Source organism: Pseudarthrobacter humi, assembly GCF_024294965.1.
Taxonomy (GTDB): Bacteria; Actinomycetota; Actinomycetes; order Actinomycetales; family Micrococcaceae; genus Arthrobacter; species Arthrobacter humi.
The window spans coordinates 1-21,266 of the sequence record NZ_JANCLV010000024.1 but is presented as its reverse complement, the minus strand read 5'-3'; the positions used below and the strand labels follow the sequence as shown (position 1 = coordinate 21,266).

At 64.2% G+C, this 21,266-nt stretch carries 17 protein-coding genes; 11 read left to right on the top strand and 6 right to left on the bottom strand.

Annotation, left to right across the window (positions count from 1 at the left end; translation table 11 throughout):
* Nucleotides 1–17 precede the first annotated feature (17 nt).
* From NFC73_RS20080 to NFC73_RS20070, 3 genes are all read left to right on the top strand, one after another.
* Entirely contained in the window at nucleotides 18–1,124 is a 1,107-nt protein-coding gene (locus NFC73_RS20080) for an S-(hydroxymethyl)mycothiol dehydrogenase (RefSeq protein ID WP_254753137.1), read from the top strand.
* Nucleotides 1,121–1,741 (top strand): MBL fold metallo-hydrolase, encoded by a 621-nt coding sequence (locus NFC73_RS20075; protein ID WP_254753135.1) that lies wholly within the window; start codon nucleotides 1,121–1,123, stop codon nucleotides 1,739–1,741. The genes NFC73_RS20080 and NFC73_RS20075 overlap by 4 nt, the downstream gene beginning before the upstream one ends.
* A 108-nt stretch (nucleotides 1,742–1,849) precedes the next feature.
* Nucleotides 1,850–4,204 (top strand): FdhF/YdeP family oxidoreductase, encoded by a 2,355-nt coding sequence (locus NFC73_RS20070; RefSeq protein ID WP_254753133.1) that lies wholly within the window; start codon nucleotides 1,850–1,852, stop codon nucleotides 4,202–4,204.
* A 79-nt stretch (nucleotides 4,205–4,283) separates the two neighbouring features.
* Here the strand turns inward: NFC73_RS20070 and NFC73_RS20065 are convergent, their stop codons facing one another.
* Nucleotides 4,284–5,588, bottom strand: a complete 1,305-nt coding sequence (locus NFC73_RS20065) for a helix-turn-helix transcriptional regulator (protein WP_254753131.1) — start codon at nucleotides 5,586–5,588, stop codon at nucleotides 4,284–4,286.
* Between the two features lie 183 nt (nucleotides 5,589–5,771).
* Between NFC73_RS20065 and tkt the strand changes: the two genes are divergently transcribed.
* From tkt to fbaA, 5 genes are all read left to right on the top strand, one after another.
* Nucleotides 5,772–7,904 carry a transketolase gene (gene tkt, locus NFC73_RS20060; protein ID WP_254753161.1) on the top strand — a complete coding sequence of 711 codons (2,133 nt, stop codon included), beginning with the start codon at nucleotides 5,772–5,774 and terminating at the stop codon, nucleotides 7,902–7,904.
* A gap of 72 nt (nucleotides 7,905–7,976) precedes the next feature.
* On the top strand, nucleotides 7,977–9,098 hold the full coding sequence (gene tal / locus NFC73_RS20055; protein WP_254753129.1) for a transaldolase: 1,122 nt from the start codon (nucleotides 7,977–7,979) through the stop codon (nucleotides 9,096–9,098).
* 34 nt (nucleotides 9,099–9,132) lie between these two features.
* A complete protein-coding gene (gene rpe, locus NFC73_RS20050) occupies nucleotides 9,133–9,852 on the top strand; it encodes a ribulose-phosphate 3-epimerase (RefSeq protein ID WP_254753127.1) in 720 nt (239 codons plus the stop codon).
* Nucleotides 9,853–9,862: 10 nt separating this feature from the next.
* Nucleotides 9,863–10,336, top strand: a complete 474-nt coding sequence (locus NFC73_RS20045; RefSeq protein ID WP_254753125.1) for a ribose-5-phosphate isomerase — start codon at nucleotides 9,863–9,865, stop codon at nucleotides 10,334–10,336.
* A gap of 80 nt (nucleotides 10,337–10,416) precedes the next feature.
* Nucleotides 10,417–11,436: a class II fructose-bisphosphate aldolase gene (fbaA, locus tag NFC73_RS20040; RefSeq protein ID WP_254753123.1), complete on the top strand. Its 1,020-nt coding sequence runs from the start codon at nucleotides 10,417–10,419 to the stop codon at nucleotides 11,434–11,436.
* Nucleotides 11,437–11,442: 6 nt separating this feature from the next.
* On the opposite strand, the gene NFC73_RS20035 is transcribed toward fbaA, so the two are convergent.
* Both NFC73_RS20035 and NFC73_RS20030 read right to left on the bottom strand, forming a co-directional pair.
* Complete coding sequence (locus NFC73_RS20035; protein ID WP_254753121.1) at nucleotides 11,443–12,468, bottom strand: ATP-dependent 6-phosphofructokinase; 1,026 nt, start codon at nucleotides 12,466–12,468, stop codon at nucleotides 11,443–11,445.
* A gap of 457 nt (nucleotides 12,469–12,925) precedes the next feature.
* Nucleotides 12,926–14,419, bottom strand: coding sequence for a glyceraldehyde-3-phosphate dehydrogenase (locus tag NFC73_RS20030; RefSeq protein ID WP_256549159.1), 1,494 nt, complete (start codon nucleotides 14,417–14,419; stop codon nucleotides 12,926–12,928).
* A 250-nt stretch (nucleotides 14,420–14,669) separates the two neighbouring features.
* Between NFC73_RS20030 and NFC73_RS20025 the strand changes: the two genes are divergently transcribed.
* The 3 genes from NFC73_RS20025 (at nucleotide 14,670) to NFC73_RS20015 (ending at nucleotide 17,339) form a co-directional block, all read left to right on the top strand.
* Nucleotides 14,670–15,032 carry a cupin domain-containing protein gene (locus NFC73_RS20025; RefSeq protein WP_254753119.1) on the top strand — a complete coding sequence of 121 codons (363 nt, stop codon included), beginning with the start codon at nucleotides 14,670–14,672 and terminating at the stop codon, nucleotides 15,030–15,032.
* Between the two features lie 196 nt (nucleotides 15,033–15,228).
* Nucleotides 15,229–16,218, top strand: a complete 990-nt coding sequence (locus NFC73_RS20020; RefSeq protein ID WP_254753117.1) for an HAD-IIA family hydrolase — start codon at nucleotides 15,229–15,231, stop codon at nucleotides 16,216–16,218.
* Between the two features lie 89 nt (nucleotides 16,219–16,307).
* Nucleotides 16,308–17,339 (top strand): Gfo/Idh/MocA family protein, encoded by a 1,032-nt coding sequence (locus NFC73_RS20015; RefSeq protein WP_254753115.1) that lies wholly within the window; start codon nucleotides 16,308–16,310, stop codon nucleotides 17,337–17,339.
* A 108-nt stretch (nucleotides 17,340–17,447) separates the two neighbouring features.
* Here NFC73_RS20015 and NFC73_RS20010 read toward each other — a convergent pair whose 3' ends face one another.
* The 3 genes from NFC73_RS20010 to NFC73_RS20000 form a co-directional block, all read right to left on the bottom strand.
* Nucleotides 17,448–18,629, bottom strand: a complete 1,182-nt coding sequence (locus NFC73_RS20010; RefSeq protein WP_254753113.1) for a cation:proton antiporter — start codon at nucleotides 18,627–18,629, stop codon at nucleotides 17,448–17,450.
* Nucleotides 18,630–18,689: 60 nt separating this feature from the next.
* Complete coding sequence (locus NFC73_RS20005) at nucleotides 18,690–19,349, bottom strand: DUF5134 domain-containing protein (RefSeq protein WP_254753111.1); 660 nt, start codon at nucleotides 19,347–19,349, stop codon at nucleotides 18,690–18,692.
* Between the two features lie 92 nt (nucleotides 19,350–19,441).
* Entirely contained in the window at nucleotides 19,442–20,926 is a 1,485-nt protein-coding gene (locus NFC73_RS20000; RefSeq protein ID WP_254753109.1) for an APC family permease, read from the bottom strand.
* Between the last annotated feature and the right edge of the window lie 340 nt (nucleotides 20,927–21,266).

The window sequence follows — 21,266 nt, the reverse complement described above, 5'->3', positions numbered from 1 at the left end:
GAAAGGAACACCAGCTAATGGTTCACAGAGTCAAGGCGGTCATCGCCAAGGAAAAGAATGCCCCGGTTTCGGTGGAGACCATCCTGGTGCCGGATCCCGGTCCGGGCGAGGCGCTGGTGGACATCCTCACGTGCGGGGTCTGCCACACGGACCTGCATTACAAGCAGGGCGGCATCACCGACGATTTCCCCATCCTGCTGGGCCATGAGGCCACCGGTGTGGTCAGCGCCGTCGGTCCCGGCGTCACAGAGGTGTCTCCCGGCGACCGCGTGATCCTGAACTGGCGTGCTGTCTGCGGGGAATGCCGCGCCTGCGCCAAGGGCCAGCCGCAGTACTGCTTTAACACGCACAACGCCTCGCAGAAGATGACGCTTGAGGACGGCACGGAGCTTTCGCCCGCGCTGGGCATCGGCGCCTTCGCAGAAAAGACCCTGGTCGCCGCCGGGCAGTGCACCAAGATTGACGACGACGTCGATGCCGCCGCCGTCGGGCTGCTCGGCTGCGGCGTGATGGCCGGAATCGGCGCGGCGATCAACACCGGCGAGGTCAAGCGCGGGGAATCGGTGGCGGTGATCGGCTGCGGCGGGGTAGGCATCGCCGCGATCGCCGGCGCCAGGCTGGCCGGGGCCACCACCATCATCGCTGTGGACATCGACGCGAACAAGGTGGCCATGGCCAGGTCCCTCGGCGCCACGCACGGCGTGGATTCCAGCACCGAAGACCCCGTCGAGGCCATCCGGGCCCTGACGAACGGCAACGGAGCGGACGTGGTGATTGACGCCGTCGGCCGTCCCGAGACGTACAAGCAGGCGTTCTACGCCCGCGACCTCGCCGGCCGGGTGGTGCTGGTGGGCGTCCCGACGCCGGACATGAAGCTTGAGCTGCCCCTGCTCGATGTTTTCGGGCGGGGCGGGTCGCTGAAGTCCTCCTGGTACGGGGACTGCCTGCCCTCCCGTGATTTCCCGATGCTGGTGGCGCACTACAAGCAGGGCAACCTGGACCTGGACGCCTTCGTGACCGAGCGGATCAGCATTGACCAGGTGGAGGAGGCCTTCGCCAGGATGCACGAGGGCAAGGTCCTCCGCTCGGTCGTCGAAATACAGTCTCTGAAGGAGCTCTCATGACAGTCATCATCGAAAACCTGGTCACGTCGGGCACTTTTGCGCTCGACGGCGGCACCTGGGACGTGGACAACAACGTCTGGATCGTGGGCAACGACGATGAATGCGTAATCATCGACTGCCCGCATGACGCCGCGGCGATCATCAGCCAGGTCCGCGGCCGGAAGGTCCTGGCCATCCTGCTGACCCACGCGCACAGCGACCACATCGGCGCGGCGCGGGAGGTAGCGGCGGCTGTGGGCGCCCCGATCATCCTGAACCCGGAGGACCTGGTCCTCTGGAAACAGGTCTACCCGGATACGGAACCGGACCGGTACCACGGGGACGGTGACGTGTTCGAGGTCGGCGGCACCGCGCTGTTGGCCATCCACACCCCCGGCCATTCCCCGGGCTCCACCTGCTTCTACCTCGAAAGCGAGGGAACGGTCTTCACCGGAGACACGCTCTTCAACGGCGGGCCGGGCGCAACGGGACGCTCCTACAGCGACTACCCCACCATCCTGACCTCCATCCGGGAACGGCTGCTGACGCTGCCGGCCGAAACTGTGGTCCGCACCGGCCACGGCGACAACACCACTATTGGTGCGGAACAGGAAACGCTGGCTAAGGTTTCCCAATAGAGCAAGGTTATTAGCAGCAGGATCCCGTTGAGGCGCGCCAGGACACCTGGGGCGCCTCAACCGGCGTTTTGAACAAGAACGGCGTGAGCCGCAAAGGAAGTTGGAACAATGAAGTTCGGCAAGCAGCCCGCCCCCGTCGCGGACATCAACGAGGACAACCTCGAAGTCCACAAGCCCAAGCGGGAAGCGGCCGGGGTCAAGGCGGTGCTGGTGGCCCTTGAACGCGCCGTGGCCCAGGCCGGGGTGTCCCGGACGGCGCAGTCGCTGCTGCGGCTGAACCAGCAGGGCGGGTTCGACTGCCCCGGCTGTGCCTGGCCGGAATCGGCCACGAAGCGCAAAGCGGCCGAGTTCTGCGAGAACGGGGCCAAGGCGGTGGCCGAGGAGAACACCCTCCGCACGGTCGGGGCGGAGTTCTGGGCCAGGCACTCCATCGCCGAACTCTCCGGGAAAACGGAGTACTGGCTGGGCAACCAGGGCCGGCTGAGCGAACCGGTAGTGATCCGCGAAGGAGAGACCCACTATTCGCCGATCTCCTGGGCTGAAGCCTTCGACCTGATCGGTGAACACATCCGTGCCTCCACACCGGACCGGTGCGTTTTCTACACTTCCGGCCGGACCGCGAACGAGACGGCGTTTATGTACCAGCTGTTCGCGCGGGCCCTGGGCACGAACAATCTGCCGGACTGTTCGAACATGTGCCATGAGTCCTCCGGCTCGGCGCTGAACCCGACCATCGGCATCGGCAAGGGCACCGTGTCCCTGGAAGACATCCACGACTCCGAACTCATCTTCGTCGTGGGGCAGAACCCCGGCACCAACCACCCCCGGATGCTCTCGGCCCTGAAGGAGTGCAAGGACAAGGGCGGCAAGGTAGTAGCCGTCAACCCGCTGCCGGAAGCCGGGCTGTTCAACTTCAAGGACCCGCAGACCGTCTCCGGAGTCGTCGGCGGCGGCACGCCGCTGGCGGACGAGTACCTTCAGATCAAGGTCGGCGGGGACCTGGCCCTGTTCCAGGCACTGGGCCACCTGCTCCTGGCGGAGGAGGAGCGCAACCCGGGCACCGTCGTCGACCGTTCCTTCATTGACGCGCAAACCGACGGGTTCGACGCCTACCGGCAGGCCCGCCGGGAGCTGGACTGGGCGGAAACGGAGAAGGCGACGGGCCTGGACCGGGAACAGATCGAGATCGTGGCCGGGATGCTGGTCCGCTCCAAGGCCACCATCTTCTGCTGGGCCCTGGGTGTCACGCAGCAGCCGCACTCGGTGGACACCATCAAGGAAATGGTCAACGTCCTGCTCCTGCAGGGCAACTTCGGCAAGCCCGGCGCCGGCGCCTGCCCGGTCCGCGGGCACTCCAACGTCCAGGGCGACCGGACCATGGGCATCTGGGAAAAGCCGAAGGAGTGGCTCCTCGACGCCCTGGATGCCGAGTTCGGGATCACGTCCCCGCGGCACCACGGCTTTGACGCCGTGGAATCCATGGAGGCCTTTGAACGCGACGACGTGGACGTGTTTGTGTCCATGGGAGGCAACTTCTCGCTCGCCTGCTCGGACACGGAAACCCTGGAAGCGGGCATGCAGCGGATCGGCCTGACGGTGCATATCTCCACCAAGCCGAACCGGTCCCATGTGGTGCACGGGCGCACGTCGCTGATCCTGCCCACGCTGGGCCGGACGGACAAGGACGACAAACACCCCAAGGGCGCGCAGTTCCTGTCCGTGGAGGACTCCATGTCCGTGGTCCACTCCACCCAGGGCAGGCTCGCGCCGGTATCCGAGCACCTGCTCGCCGAACCGGTCATCGTCGCGCGGATGGCCGAGGCCACGTTCGGGCCGGACCACCTCGTGGACTGGAAGGCCATGGCCGGGGACTACGACGTGGTCCGTGACCACATCTCCCGCGTCCTGCCCGGGTTCGAGGACTTCAACACTCGGGTCCGGACCAAAAACGGCTTCGTGCTGCCCAACCCGCCACGGGACACCCGCTCCTTCAAGACGGACATCGGCCGCGGCCGCTTCACCGTCAGCCCGCTCGAATACCTCACCCCGCCCGACGGGCACCTGGTCCTCCAGACCATCCGCAGCCACGACCAGTACAACACCACCTTCTACGGCCTCGATGACCGGTACCGCGGGATCTCGGGCGGCCGCCGCGTGATCCTGGTCCACCCCGAAGACCTGACGGAACTCGGCTTCAAGGACCGGGACCTCGTAGACGTCGTCAGCACCTTCCGCGGCCACGACCGGCAGGCGGACAAATTCCGGCTCGTCGCCTACCCCACGGCCAAGGGCTGCGCCGCCGCATACTTTCCCGAAGCCAACGCCCTGGTCCACAAGGAAAACGTCGCCCGCGAATCCAACACCCCCGGCTTCAAGGCAATGTTCGTCCGCTTCGAACCGCACACGGCGGAGCCTGAAGAAGCCGAAGAGTCCGCTTCGCAGGCGGCGGCCACTGCCGGCTGATCCGGCAGCACGACGGCACCGTCTTCAGAGGGGAGACGGGGCCGTCCTTCCTGCCTTGCAGTTCAGCGGGGCCACACCGTCACCGGAGTCCGTGGCTGTGTGCCAGGGCGATGGCCTCGGTGCGTGAGCCGACGTTGAGCTTCTTGAACAGGTTCCGCACGTGGAACTTGACCGTATTCTCGCTGATGCCCAGCGTTGAGGCGATGGTCCGGTTGCGGTGTCCGGCGACAAGGTGCTGGAGCACCTCCAGTTCCCGGGCGGCAAGTTCCCATCCGGCGACATCCCCGGCCGGGCGCGCTGGCAGGTCCAACGGGAGGGTGACGAAGACGTCTGCACCCCAGCCCGGCATAACGTCGACCCGCAGTGTTCCGGTGAGCGCCTGGACCCGGCGGTCCAGGCGGGCGATGCTCGGGGCGTCGGCGGCGAGAGCACCGCGGCCGTCGTCGCGTACGTTGATCAGCAGGTTTTCGCCGTCGCAGTCCCACTGCGTCCGTACTCTGCTGACATCCGGTTGTTCCGTCATTGCCAGCACAAGTCCGCGGACGATGGCCCGTGCCGCATGGGCAACTTCGCCGGGCAGGGCCCTTCCATTCAGCGGCGGTTCGATGAATTCGATCTCGATGCCGCTGTAGCGCGTGAGCGGTCGCAGGTCCTCCCGCAGGCGCTCGAAGGCCTTGGCAACGGGCTCTTTCACCAGGTCTGTCGTGCGGTCACTATGGGTGCGGAGACCGATTAAGGCCTTGGCGGTGAGGTCAGTGACGGTTGAGCGGGCTGCCGCATCCTCCAAGGAGGAAGAACGGAGGGCTGCCAGGAGCGTCTCCAGGGTGGTGGAGTGCAGATCGGTCAGTTCCGCCGTCACGCGGAGGCGCTCAGCGGAAGCCGCCCGCGATTCCAGCAGGTACGACGGCGGCGCATCGGCCACCTTCTCGCGGATCCGCCGGGCAGTAAGGCGCCAGAGATACGTCACCAGGTCCAGCCCGGCGTTGCGCCCCGGATCGGCAAGGGGATCCGTGAGGACGAGGAGGGCGTTGCTGGAGGCGTGTTTCAGGGCGAGTACGGGCCGGGTCCCGCCGGCGAGCTTAGCTTCCCCGAACCAGGGTGCCTCATCCGAAAGGGTGGCGCGAAGGGTGTCAAGCTCGGCGATGGAGACCCGGGAAATGATTTCTTCGTCGCCCGCCTTCTTTTGCGGGCGCCCGGTGCAGTCTTCGGTGAAGATGACCAGCGCGCTGCTTGCCATGTAGGGGAGCGTGGCATCACGCAGTCGCTCCGCTATCTGGGCCAGAGGGGCATCGGCCAATGCCGCCACGCTCTGCAAAAGCGGCCACGGCAGGTCTGGAAGGGACATGGTGGATTCCTTCAGGGATGGGTCGGGGGCTGTGCTCATCTGGACAGCTTACCGGTGCGGACCCGTCCACCCAACCCAAAAGGGTAGTAAGAACCGTCAGAAAACAGTGTTACGCCTACCCGTTTGTTTCGCAATCATTGATATCAACCAGAAAGCATCCGTCCGGCCGCTACAGGCCGACCAGATCTGTAAGGACAAACCGTGAACCCGACAACAAATGTGATGCTCTCCAGCACTACAAACTCAGCAACACTCGACTGGACGCGCGCGGACGAGCGCGCCGTGGACACAGCCCGTGTATTGGCCGCGGACGCCGTCGAGAAGGTCGGCAACGGCCACCCCGGCACGGCCATGAGCCTGGCGCCGGCCGCCTACCTTCTCTTCCATAAACTGATGCGCCACGACCCCCGTGACCCGGACTGGCTGGGACGTGACCGCTTCATCCTGTCACCCGGCCACTCCTCTTTGACCCTTTACATCCAGCTGTTCCTGTCCGGCTACGGCCTGGAACTGGACGACCTTAAGGCGTTGCGCACCTGGGATTCGCTGACCCCGGGCCACCCCGAGTACAAGCACACTGCCGGCGTCGAAATCACCACCGGCCCGCTGGGCCAGGGCCTTGCCTCCTCTGTGGGCTTCGCCTACTCCCAGCGCCGGATGCGCGGCCTGTTCGACGCCGATGCTGCCGAGGGCACGTCCCCGTTCGACCACACCATCTGGGTCATCGCTTCCGACGGCGACATTCAGGAAGGCGTGACCTCCGAGGCTTCCTCGCTGGCCGGCCACCAGGAACTGGGCAACCTCGTGGTCGTCTACGATGAGAACCACATCTCCATCGAGGACGACACCGACATCTCCTTCACCGAGGACGTCCTGAAGCGTTACGAGGCTTACGGCTGGCACACCCAGCGCGTCGACTGGACCGAGACCGGCGAATACGTCGAAGACGTCCAGGAGCTTTACTCGGCTCTTCTCGCCGCGAAAGCCGAGACCTCCAAGCCGTCCATCATCTCGCTGCGGACCATCATCGGGTACCCGGCGCCGAAGAAGCAGAACACCGGCAAGATCCACGGTTCAGCCCTGGGCGCCGACGAAGTGGCAGGCCTCAAGGAGGTCCTGGGCTTCGACCCGGCCAAGTCCTTCGAGGTGGACCAGGATGTCCTGGCCCACGCCCGCGCCGTTGTTGACCGCGGCGCCGCAGCCCGCAGCGAATGGGATTCCTCGTTCGAGGCCTGGCAGCAGGCCAACCCCGAGGGCGCTGCCCTGTTGGAGCGGATCGAAGCCAAGAAGCTTCCCGCCGGAATCGACGCCGTCCTGCCGGTCTTCGAATCAGGCAAGGATGTCTCCACCCGCGCCGCATCCGGCAAGGTCCTGAACGCCCTCGGCCCGGTCCTGCCCGAGCTGTGGGGTGGCTCCGCTGACCTCGCGGAGTCCAACAACACCACCATCGAAGGATCGGCGTCGTTCATCCCGGTCTCCCGCTCCACCGATGCGTGGAAGGGTAACCCGTACGGCCGGGTCCTACACTTCGGTATCCGCGAGCATGCTGCGGCGTCGATCGTGAACGGCATCTCGTTGCACGGCCGGACCCGCGCATTCTCCGGCACGTTCCTGATCTTCAGTGACTACCAGCGCCCGGCCATCCGCCTCTCCGCCCTGATGGGTGTCCCGTCCATCTACGTCTGGTCCCACGATTCAATCGGCCTGGGCGAGGACGGACCCACCCACCAGCCGGTGGAGCAGCTCTCCACCCTACGCGCCATCGTGGGCCTGGACGTCGTCCGCCCCGGTGACGCGAACGAGGTGGGCATAGCGTGGAAGACCATGCTGGAGAACCACGAAAACCCGGCCGGCATCGTCCTGACCCGTCAGAACGTCCCCACCTTCGCCCGCGGTAATGGTGCAGCACAGGGTGACACCTTTGCTTCCCCGGCCGGTGTGGCCAAGGGCGGCTACGTCCTGGCTGAAGCATCGAAGGACGGCGCCACCGTGCCGGCCGACGTGCTCCTGATCGCAACCGGCTCCGAGGTCCAGCTGGCCGTCCAGGCCCGCGAAGCCCTCCAGGCCGAGGGCATCGCCGCCCGCGTTGTCTCCATGCCGTGCGTCGAGTGGTTCAACAAGCAGGACGCTGCCTACCGCGAGTCCGTGCTCCCCGCCGCCGTCAAGGCCCGCGTCTCCGTGGAGGCCGGTCTGGCCCTGGGCTGGAGGGAATTCGTTGGCGATGCCGGCCGTTCCATCTCGCTCGAGCACTACGGTGCTTCCGCTGACTACAAGCGCCTGTTCCAGGAGTTCGGCATTACCGCGGAGGCTGTCGCCGCCGCTGCCAAGGATTCCCTCGCCGCGGCCCGCAACTAGCCTTTCCCCTGCACTGCGGCGGCGCCGCGAACCGTCACTGTCCATATTTTTTTGAAGGAAGAAGCAGAAGCCATGACCAAAGCAACCCCCACCGCTCAGCTGTCAGACGCCGGCGTGTCAATCTGGCTGGATGACCTCTCGCGCGAGCGTCTCGCCAGCGGCAGCCTGCAGAAGCTCATTGACGAAAAGAACGTGGTTGGAGTGACCACCAACCCGTCCATCTTCCAGGCCGCGATCACGTCCGGCACGGACTACGACGCAAAGATCGCCGAACTTGCCTTGCAGGGCGCCCGCGTCGAGGAGACCATCTTCGAAATAACCACCACCGACGTTGCCGACGCCTGCGATCTGTTCGCCCCGATCGCCGCCGCCACCAACGGTGTGGACGGCCGAGTGTCCATCGAGGTTGACCCCCGTCTCGCTTGGGACACCGAAGGTACCATCGCCGAGGCCAAGAACCTCTACAAGAAGGTGGACAAGGACAACGTCCACATCAAGATCCCGGCGACGCTCGAAGGCCTCGCGGCCATCACGGCAACCCTGGGCGAAGGCATCAGCGTCAACGTGACCCTGATCTTCTCCCTGGAGCGCTACCGGGCAGTCATCGACGCCTTCCAGTCCGGCCTGGAACTGGCCAAGGAAAACGGTCATGACCTTTCCAAGATCCACTCGGTCGCCTCGTTCTTCGTTTCCCGCGTGGACTCTGAGATCGACAAACGGCTCGACGCCCTCGGCACCGACGAGGCCAAGGCACTGAAGGGCAAGGCTGGCGTAGCCAATGCCCGCCTGGCCTACCAGGTGTACGAGCAGCTCTTCTCGACCGAACGGTGGGAACTTCTGGCCAAAGCCGGCGCACGCACGCAGCGTCCGCTGTGGGCCTCCACCGGTGTGAAGGACCCGGCCTACCCCGACACCCTGTACGTCACCGGACTGGCTGCCGCCGACGTCGTCAACACCATGCCGGAGAAGACGCTGGACGCGACGTTCGACCACGGCCTGGTCACCGGTGACACCATCACCGGCACCTATGCCGAGTCCAAGGGCGTGCTGTACGCACTAGACGCCCTGGGCATCTCCTACAACGAGGTGGTTGCCCTCCTCGAATCGGAGGGCCTGGACAAGTTTGTGGCCAGCTGGAAGGAACTCCTGGCCGACGTCGAAGGCGCCCTCGCAACCGCACGGAAGGCATCCTGACCCGAGCTCTGACCGCTACCGAAAGGCAGACATCATGTCCGCATCACCTCTGAACTGCTGCATCAACCCCAGCATCCTCTCGGCCGACTTCGTCAATCTCGAGGCCGAACTCGCCCGCATCAGCAACGCCGATGCCGTGCACGTGGATGTTATGGACAACCACTTTGTGCCAAATCTGACCCTCGGCCTGCCTGTTGTGGAACGCCTGCAGAAGGTCAGCCCCGTCCCGTTGGACGCCCACCTGATGATTGCCAACGTGGACCGCTGGGCTCCGCTGTACGCCGACGCCGGCGTGAGCTCTGTGACATTCCACGTCGAGGCATCCGACGCCCCCATCAAGCTCGCTCGCGAACTTCGCGCACGCGGGGCAAAGGCGGGCATGGCTCTGCGTCCGGCCACTCCGGTGGAACCGTACCTGGACATGCTCCCCGAACTGGACATGCTGTTGATCATGACGGTGGAGCCGGGCTTTGGCGGCCAGGCGTTCCTGGATGTCATGCTGCCCAAGATCCGCCGTGCCCGCGCGGCGGTTGACGGTTCAGGAGTGAACGTGGCCATCCAGGTGGACGGCGGCATCACGGAGGAAACCATCACTCGGGCCGCGGAGGCCGGTGCCAACGTCTTTGTGGCAGGGTCAGCCGTGTACGGCAAGCCGTCTCCTGCAGACGCCATCGAGTCATTGCGCGCGAACGGCCAGCTCGCCTTCGGCCGAACGGCTCTCCACCTCAACAACATCGCACCCCAACCAGCCTGAAGGACCACTCATGCGCGTTCACATCGGAACCGACCACGCCGGTATGGAGCTCAGCTCCCACCTCATCAATGCACTGTCTGCCAACGGCTACGAGATGGTGGACCACGGGCCGGCGGCCTATGATGCCGAGGACGACTACCCGTCGTTCTGCATTAACGCAGCCTCCGCCGTCGTGGCCGATCAGGCCGCAGGCATTGACGCCCTCGGGATTGTGCTGGGCGGCTCGGGCAACGGCGAGCAGATCGCCGCGAACAAGGTCAAGGGCGTCCGCGCGGCCCTGGCCTGGAACCTCGACACGGCCAAGCTGGCCCGCGAACACAACAACGCCAACGTGGTGGCAGTGGGCGGGCGCCAGCACACCGTGCAGGAGGCCACCGAACTGATCGAGGCATTCCTGGCAGAACCGTTTAGTAATGCCGAGCGCCATGAACGCCGCATCGGCAAGATCGCCACCTACGAAACCACCGGCGAGGTGGCCGAGTAAAACCCGGCTACGTCATAGCTCCGTCCCATGCGGCGGGGCTATGACGCGTTCAAAGACGAAAACTCAGCATAGGAGTCACCATGCCCATTGCAACCCCAGAGATCTACTCCGAGATGATCGACCGTGCCAAGGCCGGAGGCTATGCATTCCCGGCGGTCAACGTGACGTCGTCGCAGACCCTGAATGCAGCCATCCGCGGGTTCGCCGAGGCTGAATCCGATGGCATCATCCAGGTGTCCACCGGCGGAGCCGCCTACTGGTCCGGGGCGGCCACCAAGGACATGGTGGCCGGTTCGCTCGGCTTCGCCGCGTTCGCCCGGGAAGTTGCCAAGAACTACGGCGTCAACATTGCCCTCCACACCGACCACTGCCCCAAGGACAAGCTGGACGGTTTTGTCCTGCCGCTGCTGGCGGCGTCCGAGGCCGAGGTCAAGGCCGGCCGGAACCCGATCTTCAACTCGCACATGTGGGACGGTTCGCACGAGCCGCTCAACGAGAACCTCAGCACCGCGCGCGAACTGCTGGAGCGCACCGCCGCTGCGAAGATGATCCTCGAAGTTGAAATCGGCATCGTGGGCGGCGAGGAAGACGGCGTGGAAAACGCCATCAACGACAAGCTCTACACCACGGTCGAGGACGCCCTGGCCACCATCGAGGCCCTCGGCGCCGGCGAGAACGGCCGCTACATCACGGCCCTGACCTTCGGCAACGTGCACGGTGTGTACAAGCCCGGTGGTGTGAAGCTGCGCCCGGAGATCCTCAAGGACATCCAGGCCCAGGTGGGAGCCAAACTTGGCAAGAACAGCCCGTTCGACCTCGTGTTCCACGGCGGCTCCGGTTCCTCCGACCAGGAAATCGCCGACGCCGTCTCCTACGGCGTGATCAAGATGAACATCGACACCGACACCCAGTACGCGTACACGCGTCCCGTGGTGGACCACATGTTCAAGAACTACGACGGCGTGCTGAAAGTTGACGGCGAAGTGGGCAACAAAAAGCTCTACGATCCCCGCGTCTGGGGTGCCTCCGCCGAGGCGGGCCTGTCCGCCCGCGTCGTCGAGGCAACCAAGCAGCTGGGTTCCGCCGGAAAGACCTTCTAAAGAAGGTCAGCCGAACAGGACCGCTGCTTCCTCGTAGCGGTCCTGTGGCACGGTCTTCAGCTTGCCCAGCGCTTCCGCGAAGCCAACGTGCTCGATATCGGTGCCCTTAAGCGCCACCATAGTGCCCCAGCAGCCTTCCACCACGGAGTCGATCGCGGCCATGCCCAGGCGGGTGGCGAGCACACGGTCGAAGGCGGACGGGACGCCGCCGCGCTGGATGTGCCCCAGGATCGTTGCACGGGTCTCGATGCCGGTCCGGGCTTCCAGCTCCGGGACCAGCTGGTCCGCGATGCCGCCGAGGCGGGGCCGGCCGAAGGTGTCCAAGCCCCGCTCAGAGTGCGGGGATTCCATGTGCTCCGGAACAAAGCCCTCGGCCACCACTACCAGCGGCGCGCGCCCGCGGGCGTGGGCTTCCTTCACCCACTGGGCGATCTGTTCGATGCTGATCTTCTGCTCCGGGATCAGGATGGCGTGCGCGCCTGCGGCCATGCCCGCGTGCAGGGCAATCCAGCCCACGTGCCGGCCCATGACCTCGGCGATCATGCAGCGGTGGTGGGACTCTGCCGTGGTGCGCAGCCTGTCGATTGCTTCGGTGGCGATCTGCACGGCGGTATCGAAGCCGAAGGTGTAGTCCGTGGCGTCGAGGTCGTTGTCCACGGTCTTGGGGACACCCACGATCTTCAGCCCTGCGTCGGTCAGCCTCTTTGCGGCGGCGAGGGTCCCTTCGCCACCGATGGCAATGATGGCGTCGATGCCCAGGCGATCCATGTGGGCCTTGATGACCTCCGGCCCGCCGCCGTTTTCGAAGGGGTTGGTGCGGGACGTGCCCAGGATCGTGCCGCCCTGCTTGGCGATCCCCCGGACCATGGTGCGGGGGATATCGATGATGTCGCCCTCAACCACGCCCCGCCAGCCGTCCAGGAACCCGACAAACTCGTGGCCGTGGACGGTGATGCCTTTAAGTACGGCGCCGCGGATGACAGCGTTCAGTCCGGGGCAGTCGCCGCCGCTGGTGAGGATTCCAATTTTCATGTTTCGGCTCAAATTCTGCGAGAGGATTTACAGGCAGTGCGCCACACGGACGCACCTGGAAGTGTTGTGGGTGGTACGAGGTACGGCATAAACCTGTTGCAGATTCGAGGTGCGCCACACTGTACAAGCCTGAGGGTCACGTGCCGTTTCATGGCGAAACTCCTGCTGGGGACTGCGAGCCGACCTGCTGGTCATGCTGTGCTGCCAGGACGGCGAGGTCGTGGATGAGCTGCAGCATCTCGCGGTCACGGCCCCGGACGGGCCGGACGTGAGAGAGCGAAACAAGTTTTCTCACAGGAATGGGAACGGGAGGCAGGCCTTTGGACGGTGCCGGGAAAGGCGGCCCCTCAGCCGTAGGGGGATCAACAATGCACATTGAGTCTCCTTAAAATCCGTCGTCAAGGGGGAGTGAGGTTCGTCCGCTCCTTCCCTCGAGTGCTGGTGGGGGAGGACCGCGCTAGGCCGATTTCAGCGCGGCAAGCACTGACATGGCCTCCTGAACGACATCCCGCGCGGGGAAGGAGGGCCGGTTGACGCCGGCCATCTGTTCCATGACGCGGACCACCTGGCAGCTGTAGCCGAACTCGTTGTCGTACCAGACGTAGAGGACGAGGTTTTTGTCGTTGGAGATGGTCGCGAGGCTGTCAACAATGCCGGCATGGCGGGAGCCGACGAAGTCCGTCGAGACCAGCTCGGGCGAGTCCATGTAGTCGATCTGCTTGCGCAGGTCCGAGTGCAGCGACATATCGCGGAGGAAGCTGTTGACCTCATCCTTGGTGGTGCCGTTTTCGAGGCTCAGGTTGAGGATGGCCAGGCTGACGTCCGGGGTAGGAACGCGGATGGAGCTGCCGGTGAGCTTGCCCAGCAGCTCCGGCAGCGCCTTCGCCACAGCAGTGGCCGCTCCGGTTTCGGTGATCACCATGTTCAGCGCGGCGGAGCGGCCGCGGCGGTCGCCCTTGTGAAAGTTGTCGATCAGGTTCTGGTCATTGGTGAACGAGTGGACGGTCTCCACATGCCCGTGGACCACGCCGAACCTGTCGTTGATGGCTTTCAGGACCGGCGTGATGGCGTTGGTGGTGCAGGACGCCGCGGACACGATCTTGTCCGAGTCCAGGATGGTGCCGTGGTTAATCCCATGCACGATGTTCTTCAGCTCGCCCTTGCCCGGTGCGGTCAGGAGAACGCGTGACACGCCCTTGCTCTGCAGGTGCTGGGACAGCCCTTCAACGTCGCGCCAGCGGCCCGTGTTGTCCACCACCAGCGCGTTGTGGATGCCGTAAGCGGTGTAGTCGATCGTGGCGGGGTTGTCCGAGTAGATGACCTGGACCTGCACGCCGTTGGCGGTAATGGTGCTGGCTTCCTCATTGACCCGGATGGTGCCCTCGAAGGAGCCGTGGACCGAGTCGCGGCGCAGGAGGCTGGCGCGCTTGGTCAGGTCCTTGTCCGAGCCGCGGCGCACCACGATGGCGCGCAGGCGCAGGCCGTGGCCGCCGCCTGCCTTTTCGATGAGGAGGCGCGCCAGCAGGCGGCCGATCCGGCCAAAGCCGTAGAGCACAACGTCGGTGCTGGCGCGGTCATCGCCACCACGCTTGCCAACTACCTCGGCAAGCTCGGCGCGGAGGAACTCTTCCAGTGTTGCCCCGCCGCCCTCTTCCTTGAACTTCTGGTTGAGGCGGGCAATGTCGATGGCTGCCGCGCCCAACTCCAGGCCGGCGAGGGTGTTCAGGAGCGGGGCGGTTTCCTCCGGGAGCAGCTCGTCATTGCTGATCCGACGCGCGAAGCGGTGCGCCTTGAGGATGCCCATGGTGGACTTGTTGATCAGACTGCGGCCGTGGATGCTCGCCACCACGTTGTTCTCGCGGTACAGCCGGCCAATCACCGGAATCATGGCCTCGGCAAGGGCCTCCCGGCCCATCCACGTATCAAGGCAGGAATCTGGGAGTTGTTGCATCGGGCTTCCTTTCGCAATGGGTCGGATCTGTTGGAGCTTGGCCTAGCCTCCATCGTCCTGTCATTTGCGGATAGGGGAAACGCCATTTCGGGATGGTTTTGACTACCCTATTGGGTAGTCTGAGCGGCGCGCCGGGGCGGGTGGCAGTCGCTTCCCTACCCGAACGGGCTGGGCTACAGTGCCTCTATCTGGTCACCCGCCAGCCCGCCGGAGACATTGCCGGCGAGTAGCAGCAGAAAGGCAAAATCAAATGAGCGTAACTTTCCAGCCCAGCGAGCTCTTCGCTGGGGACCTAGACAAATCCCTGCTCGGCCCCCCGTTGGCCGAAGTGCTCGGCGACGCGATACCAACGCGAATCGCCATTCCCTTTACCAGCGACGACTCCCGCATCCTCTCTGGAGTCTGGGAAGCCGACCCAGGCCTCTCTCGGTGGGAATTCCTGGAGCGCGGTGAAGCGATTCATGTTCTTGAAGGCCGCATGGTGGTCACCCAGGATGGCGCTGAACCGATCACGTTGGAGGCCGGAACCGCCGCTGTCTTCCCCATCGGTTGGCAGGGGACATGGGAGATCCAGGAACGGATCAGGAAATTCTTTGTGATCTTCGCGGCCTGACACGGTCCGCTGCCGAGCCAGGTCAGGATATTGCGCGGCCTGGCTCGGTCGTTCGCGATCCGGTTTTCATTCCTGACCGTGGCGGAGTCTGTGCCTTGCACGCATCGGGCCGGCGCAGCCGGTTTATTAGCCTTCGTTACCGGCGCCGCACAAGAGCGCAAGCCGGTGATAAACACCAGCGGAAGATGAGGTATCAATGAGCATGCGGTTAATTGACGGCTTTGACGGAGTGCTGGCGGACCTAGACGGCGTCGTGTATACCGGACCGACGGCGATCGACGGAGCTACCCACGCACTCGATAAACTCGAAGGTGAGGGCAAGAGCCTGGCATACGTGACAAACAACGCGTCGCGCTCACCAGAGGAGGTTGCCACCCACCTCCGGGAATTAGGAGCACCTGCCACCGCCGAGCAGGTCTTCGGATCCGCGCTGGCCGGTGCACAGCTGCTGGCCGCCAAGATGGCCGCAGGCGCGGCTGTGCTCGTCGTGGGCAGTCAGATCCTCGCAGACTCCGTCAGGGCGCAGGGGCTCGTTGTCGTGTCAAGCTCGGACGATCGGCCAGACGCAGTCATCCAGGGATTTTCCCCTGCCCTCGGCTGGAAGGACCTGGCAGAAGCCGCCTACGCGGTCACAGCAGGCGCCACGTGGGTAGCGACAAACATGGACATGACCCTTCCCCAGGAGCGGGGGTTCGCCCCGGGTAACGGGTCATTGGTGGCCGCGGTTGCCGCTGCCACCGGCAAGTCGCCGCTAGTAGCGGGAAAACCGGAAGCGGCCCTCTTCGAGACGGCGGCGCGCCACTCCGGCGTCGAGCGCGCTCTCGTGGTCGGCGACCGACTGGACACCGACATCCTCGGCGGAAACCGCGCAGGCATGGCCACGGTTCTCGTCCTCACAGGCGTGGACTCGGTCCAAACGGCGCTGGCTGCACGCGTGGACGAGCGCCCGAAGTATTTGATTCGCTCTCTGGGCGAACTCTACGTGGAGTACCCCGCGATCACGGCCGACGACGGGGCCTACTCCTGTGGCGCGGCAGTGGCCCGGGCATCGGGATCGACGGTAAGCGTCAATGGCGGTGAAAACGACCTCAACAGCTGGCGCGCAGCGTGCGCCGCCTGGTGGGCAGCCCACCCGCTTATGACACCGCATTCTGCGCCGGAAATCGTGTTTACGGCGGCTGGATAGGGGCCGACAAGTCGTTCGGTCGGGGAGGAACCGCAGTAGGTGTGCAGAACCCTCCTCAAACGGGGCAGGCACTAGAACAGGAGAGTTCAATGAGCGAGAAGCTGCGTTGGGGCGTCCTCGGCACCGCCCGCATCGTCCGCAAGACAATTCCGGCGTTGCAGAAAACGAAAAACGGTGAGGTTGTAGGTATTGCTTCCCGCACCGAGGAAAAGGCAAAAGAGTACGCCAACAGGCACGGCGTCCCACAGACGTTCGGCTCTTACGAGGCGCTGCTCGCTTCGCCGGACATCGACGCCGTCTACATTCCGCTGCCGAATTCACTTCACCTCGAGTGGATTCTGAAATCCTTAGACGCAGGCAAGCACGTCCTCTGTGAAAAACCATTGGCGATGAGCGCCGCCGAGTGCGAAGAGGTTTCGCGCAAGGCCGACGAAACCGGGCTCAAAGTCTTAGAAGGATTCATGTACCGTTTTCACCCGCGTTTCGAAAAGCTGCAAGAGCTGCTCGCGGCAGGTGCGGTGGGCAAAGTGACATTTCTCCACATCGGTCACTCCTTCGATGCGGGCGGCGCCGACAATATCCGCTGGTATGCCGGCCTCGGCGGCGGCGCACTTTTCGACACCGGGTGCTACTGCGTCAATGTGAGCCGGATGGTCGCGGGGCAGGAGCCGGCCCGGGTCGCCGCCTTTGGCAACTACCGCGACGCCAACGACCGAGGTCTCATTGACGTCAGCATTGCTGGCATGCTGCGCTTTCCCGGCAGCGCCACCGCGCTTTTTGATACCGGAGTGAACCTCGAGCGCCGCAATTTCCTGGAAATCACGGGCACCGAGGGCCGGCTCTACCTCGACAATCCTTTTGGGCTGTTGGAGGAGGATTCGGTCCTGGAGGAGCATCACTTCGGACAGGACACTGTCCATCACGAGTTCAAAGGCGAAAACCATTTCGTCCGGATGGGCGAACATTTCGCCGACAGCGTCCTCAACGGAAGGCCGCTCCGCTACGATCTCACGGACGCAGGAGCCAACGCGCGGGTGTTGGAAGCTCTCGACCAGGCGGCGCGGAAACACGAGGCGTCTGAACCGAAACCGCATTCTGGCGCTGGCCCGGGCGTCAGCTGACAATTTGACGCTTGAGCCGGAGACGCCGACGGCAGAACTGGTTTTCGACCTTCCTGTTGGCTGCCACAGACACTCCCTCCGGTCCGCGCACCGTCGAACGCACCACAGCTAGACTTTCGTCACGACGCCCTCTGCGGACAGCACGATTTCCACCAACGGTTCGACGTAGCGCGCGGCCAAGGGGCCAACAACGGCCATGATCAGCACATAGGCAGTAGTCATGGCCGCCAGTTCTTGGGTGACGGCACCGGATGCCACTGCCAGTCCGGCAATAACGATCGAGAATTCCCCGCGGGCTACAAGCGCAGCTCCGGCACGCAGACGGCCGGGCCGTGCAATGCCCTCACGCTTCGCGGCCCAGATACCGGTCGCCATTTTGCTGGCCGTGGTGACAACAGCGAGGGCAAGTGCCCAGCCAAGGACGGGCGGAATGGAGGCAGGGTCGGTGTTCAGGCCGAACGCCACAAAGAAGATCGCGGCAAAAAGGTCCCGCAGCGGTGCCAGGATGCGGGTGGCATGGTGCGACGTGGCACCGGAGATCGCGATGCCGAGCAAAAAGGCGCCGACTGCCGCCGACACCAGCATGGCGGATGCGGCGCCGGCTACGAGCAGGGCCGCGCCCAGGACGTTCAGGAGGAACACCTCTGAGTTCTCACTGTGGACAGCCTTGGAGACTCGGTGTCCGTGCCGCAGTGCCACTAGCAGGACCACACTCACCACGGCCAGCGCAATGCCTACCGTGGTGAGCCCACTGATGAAGCTGACGCCGGCGAGAATGCTGGTCAGGACGGGAAGGTAGAGGACCATGGTCAGGTCTTCAAACACCAGGATGGAGATCACCACCCGAGTTTCGCGGTTGCCCAGCCAGCCCAGATCAGTGATCACCTTCGCCGCGATGCCCGACGACGAGATGTAGGTGGCGCCGCCCATCACCATGGCCCCCACGAAACCCCAGTTCAGGAACAGGGCAAGTGCCGCCCCCGGCAGGAAGTTCAGGACGAGGTCAAGGAGACCGGCCTGCCACGATCTTCGCAGTCCGGTGAAAAGCCCGGACGCCGTATATTCCAGCCCGAGCATCAGCAACAGCAGGATGACGCCGATCTCCCCGAAGAGGTGCGCGGACTGCTGCATGCCTTCAAGCTCAACAATTCCGCCCGTACCAAAGGCAAGGCCGCCGAGGAGATAAAGCGGGATGGGCGACATTCCGATCCGTCCGGCCAGCCTGGCCAACAGGCCGAGGGAGAACACCACTGCCCCCAGTTCAATGAGGCTCAGGGCGAGCGGGTTCATTGCTTGGTCCCGGGGTAGGACGGCTTCCTCGTCGAGGCTTTCATGAGCGCACGAGGTCCGTTATGCCGACATCGTGGCAAACATCAGGGCCATTGCGGCGGCGCCGAGGGCTTCGAGTCCGTGTTCCGCGCGGCGGGAGGGATTGGGAGTGTGCGCGCTGTGGTGGGCGGGTTTCGTGGGCCGGTAGCGCAGCAGAAGGACAATGAAAAAGACCGCCGCCACTGCGAAGAATACCGTCAGCGGGACCGCCAGGTCAGCTGAGTGATCCAATCCTGGTGCTGCCGGGCTGTGGGCTGCAGAAGCTGTTCCGTGATGGGCGGTCGACGCCGGCATTGCAGTTGCGGGGGCGGTGTCATGGCCGCCGGTGGCGGCATGATCCATCATCGCGATCATGAGCGCAGCAGCACCCATGGTGAGGCTGTGATAAACGCATTTCAACCGTCCCTGGCTGCCGGCGCAGAGCAGTTTGAATTCCGGCCGGGCCACCGCCTGGATCACAAACCACAGGGCAGCACCGGCGAGGACGGCGATCTGAGCCAGCACGGTCGACGGGGCCAGGTTCCACAGCATGGCGGCCATCAGAACCATCATGAGGGCATGGAAGCTGTTGTTCACCCGGTCCATGAGATGGCGGGATCTTGCCGCCTGAAGCAGGTAGTAAATGCCTCCGAGCAGCAGGACGGCCGTCAGAGCCCAGGTAATTGCAGGGGAATTGAACACGCGGATCACGCCCTAAAACGATGTAGGTCAGGTGGAGCGGTCCCCGGCGCGACTGTTCGCCAGCGCCGGGGACCAGGTAGGTGCAGATTTCCTTAGGTAAGGTCCAGGACCTTTTCCCGCGCGTCGGCGTCGTGAACTGCAGGGGGAGTGCTGACTGCTTCAGAGTCCCTGCGTCGCGATTCATGCTGGGAATACAGCCAGATGGGCAGGTAGAGCGCCAGGACGAGGAAGCCGACCCAGGTTGAGGTCCAGCCGATTTCCAGGCTGTTCAGGTAGACCACGCCGATCAGGCACAGCGGTACATTGAACAGGCCGAAGATCATGGAGACGTTGGTCCAACCCTTGGGTGCGTTGAAGGGCCGTTCCAGGTTCGCGAAGGAGGGGTGCCGCTTTGCTTTGACGTAGGCGAAGAGGCTGATGCCGTTGGCGCAGGTGTAGCCGATCGCCGAGGCCGCAAGAATTGCCGCCGCGTTTCCCATGGAAATGAGCACCAGGTTGAAGGCTCCGATCACCAGCAGGGCAACAAAGGGGGTTCCATGGCGGTTGGTTTTGCCGAAAACCCTGGGGAGGTTGCCTTCCACCGCCATGGAGTGCATGGCGCGGGAGGAGCCCAAGTATGCCGTTTGGATGATCAGCACCATGGCGGCGATCAGCATGATGATGGTGATTACTGACCCGGCCTGGCCGAAGGCGGCCTGGGCCACCGGAATCAGGGGCGATACAGACTGTTCCTGAACACCGTCGACACCGAGCACACCGATGACAGCGGCCTGCAGCAGGACATACAGGACGAGGCAGATGATCCCGCAGGCAAGCAGTGCCTTGGGGACGTCCTTGGACGGGTTCTTGTACTCGGGGCCGTAGATGGCCGCCGTTTCCCAGGCGCAGGCGCTCCACTGTGCAATCGCAAAGATGCCGAAGAGCATCAGGATATGGTGCATGTCCCAGTTCCAGTCAGTGGGCCACCAGTTGCCGGTGATGTTGGCCATGTCAACGTGTCCGGTAGCAAAAGGCGCCACCGCCAGGATAACGAGCGGGATCAGGGAGATGGCTGCCAGGATGTAGCCCAGGAGGGCGCCGTCCTTGAGGCCGAACCAGTTCACGATGAATAGACCGCTGAAGATCACCAGGCCTGAAATCAAGGCGAGCTGGTACTCGGTAAAGGTTTCGCCCAGCGCCGGAAACAGCCCATGCAGGTATCCGCCGGCCGTGATGGCGAAGATCGCCAGGATCGGGTTCCAGCCAAACCAGTAGCTCCAGGCGGTGAAGCCGCCGATCAGCTTGCCCTTGTCGTACTTGCCCTTGTAGTTTTCGGTGCGGAACACATGCTGCGCAAAGCCGGGCAGACCGGAGGCCTTGGGAAACGTGGTGGCCATTTCAGCGTACGCGGTGCTCTGCAAGGCACCCTGCAGGACCGATATTCCCCAGATGAGGATTGCTGCGGCAGCCACGTACATCGGAAGGTAGCCCAGCGACGGCAGGATCAGCATGGGTACACCCAGTGCAATGGCCATGCCCTGCTTCCAGTCGATCGACCTTTTGAGGTCATCGCCGCCATCGGAACGCTTTTCACTCATAACATCTCCTTTGATGATTGAACGTCGTGTGATCTTTACTGTCTGGCCGCCTCTGGCGGCCAACGAGTATGGGACGGACCCCGATGCGCGAACGTCCATGCACGTGGGAAGGTCCGAGAATTTTCGCCGGGTGGCGAGGCCGCGGGAGCGCGTGACGGATCAACGCGCTCCCGCGGCGTTAGCTAGGGGCTGTTAGCCCGTGGTGCTACTTAGTCACTGCTGCAGCACTTGTCGGTGTTGGTGGTGGTGGGTTCGATTTTGGTGGGGAGGTTGAGGGTGGGGTTTTGGTCGAAGAAGCCGTGGGGTTCGAGCATGAAGCCGATGTTTTGGCGGGGCATGA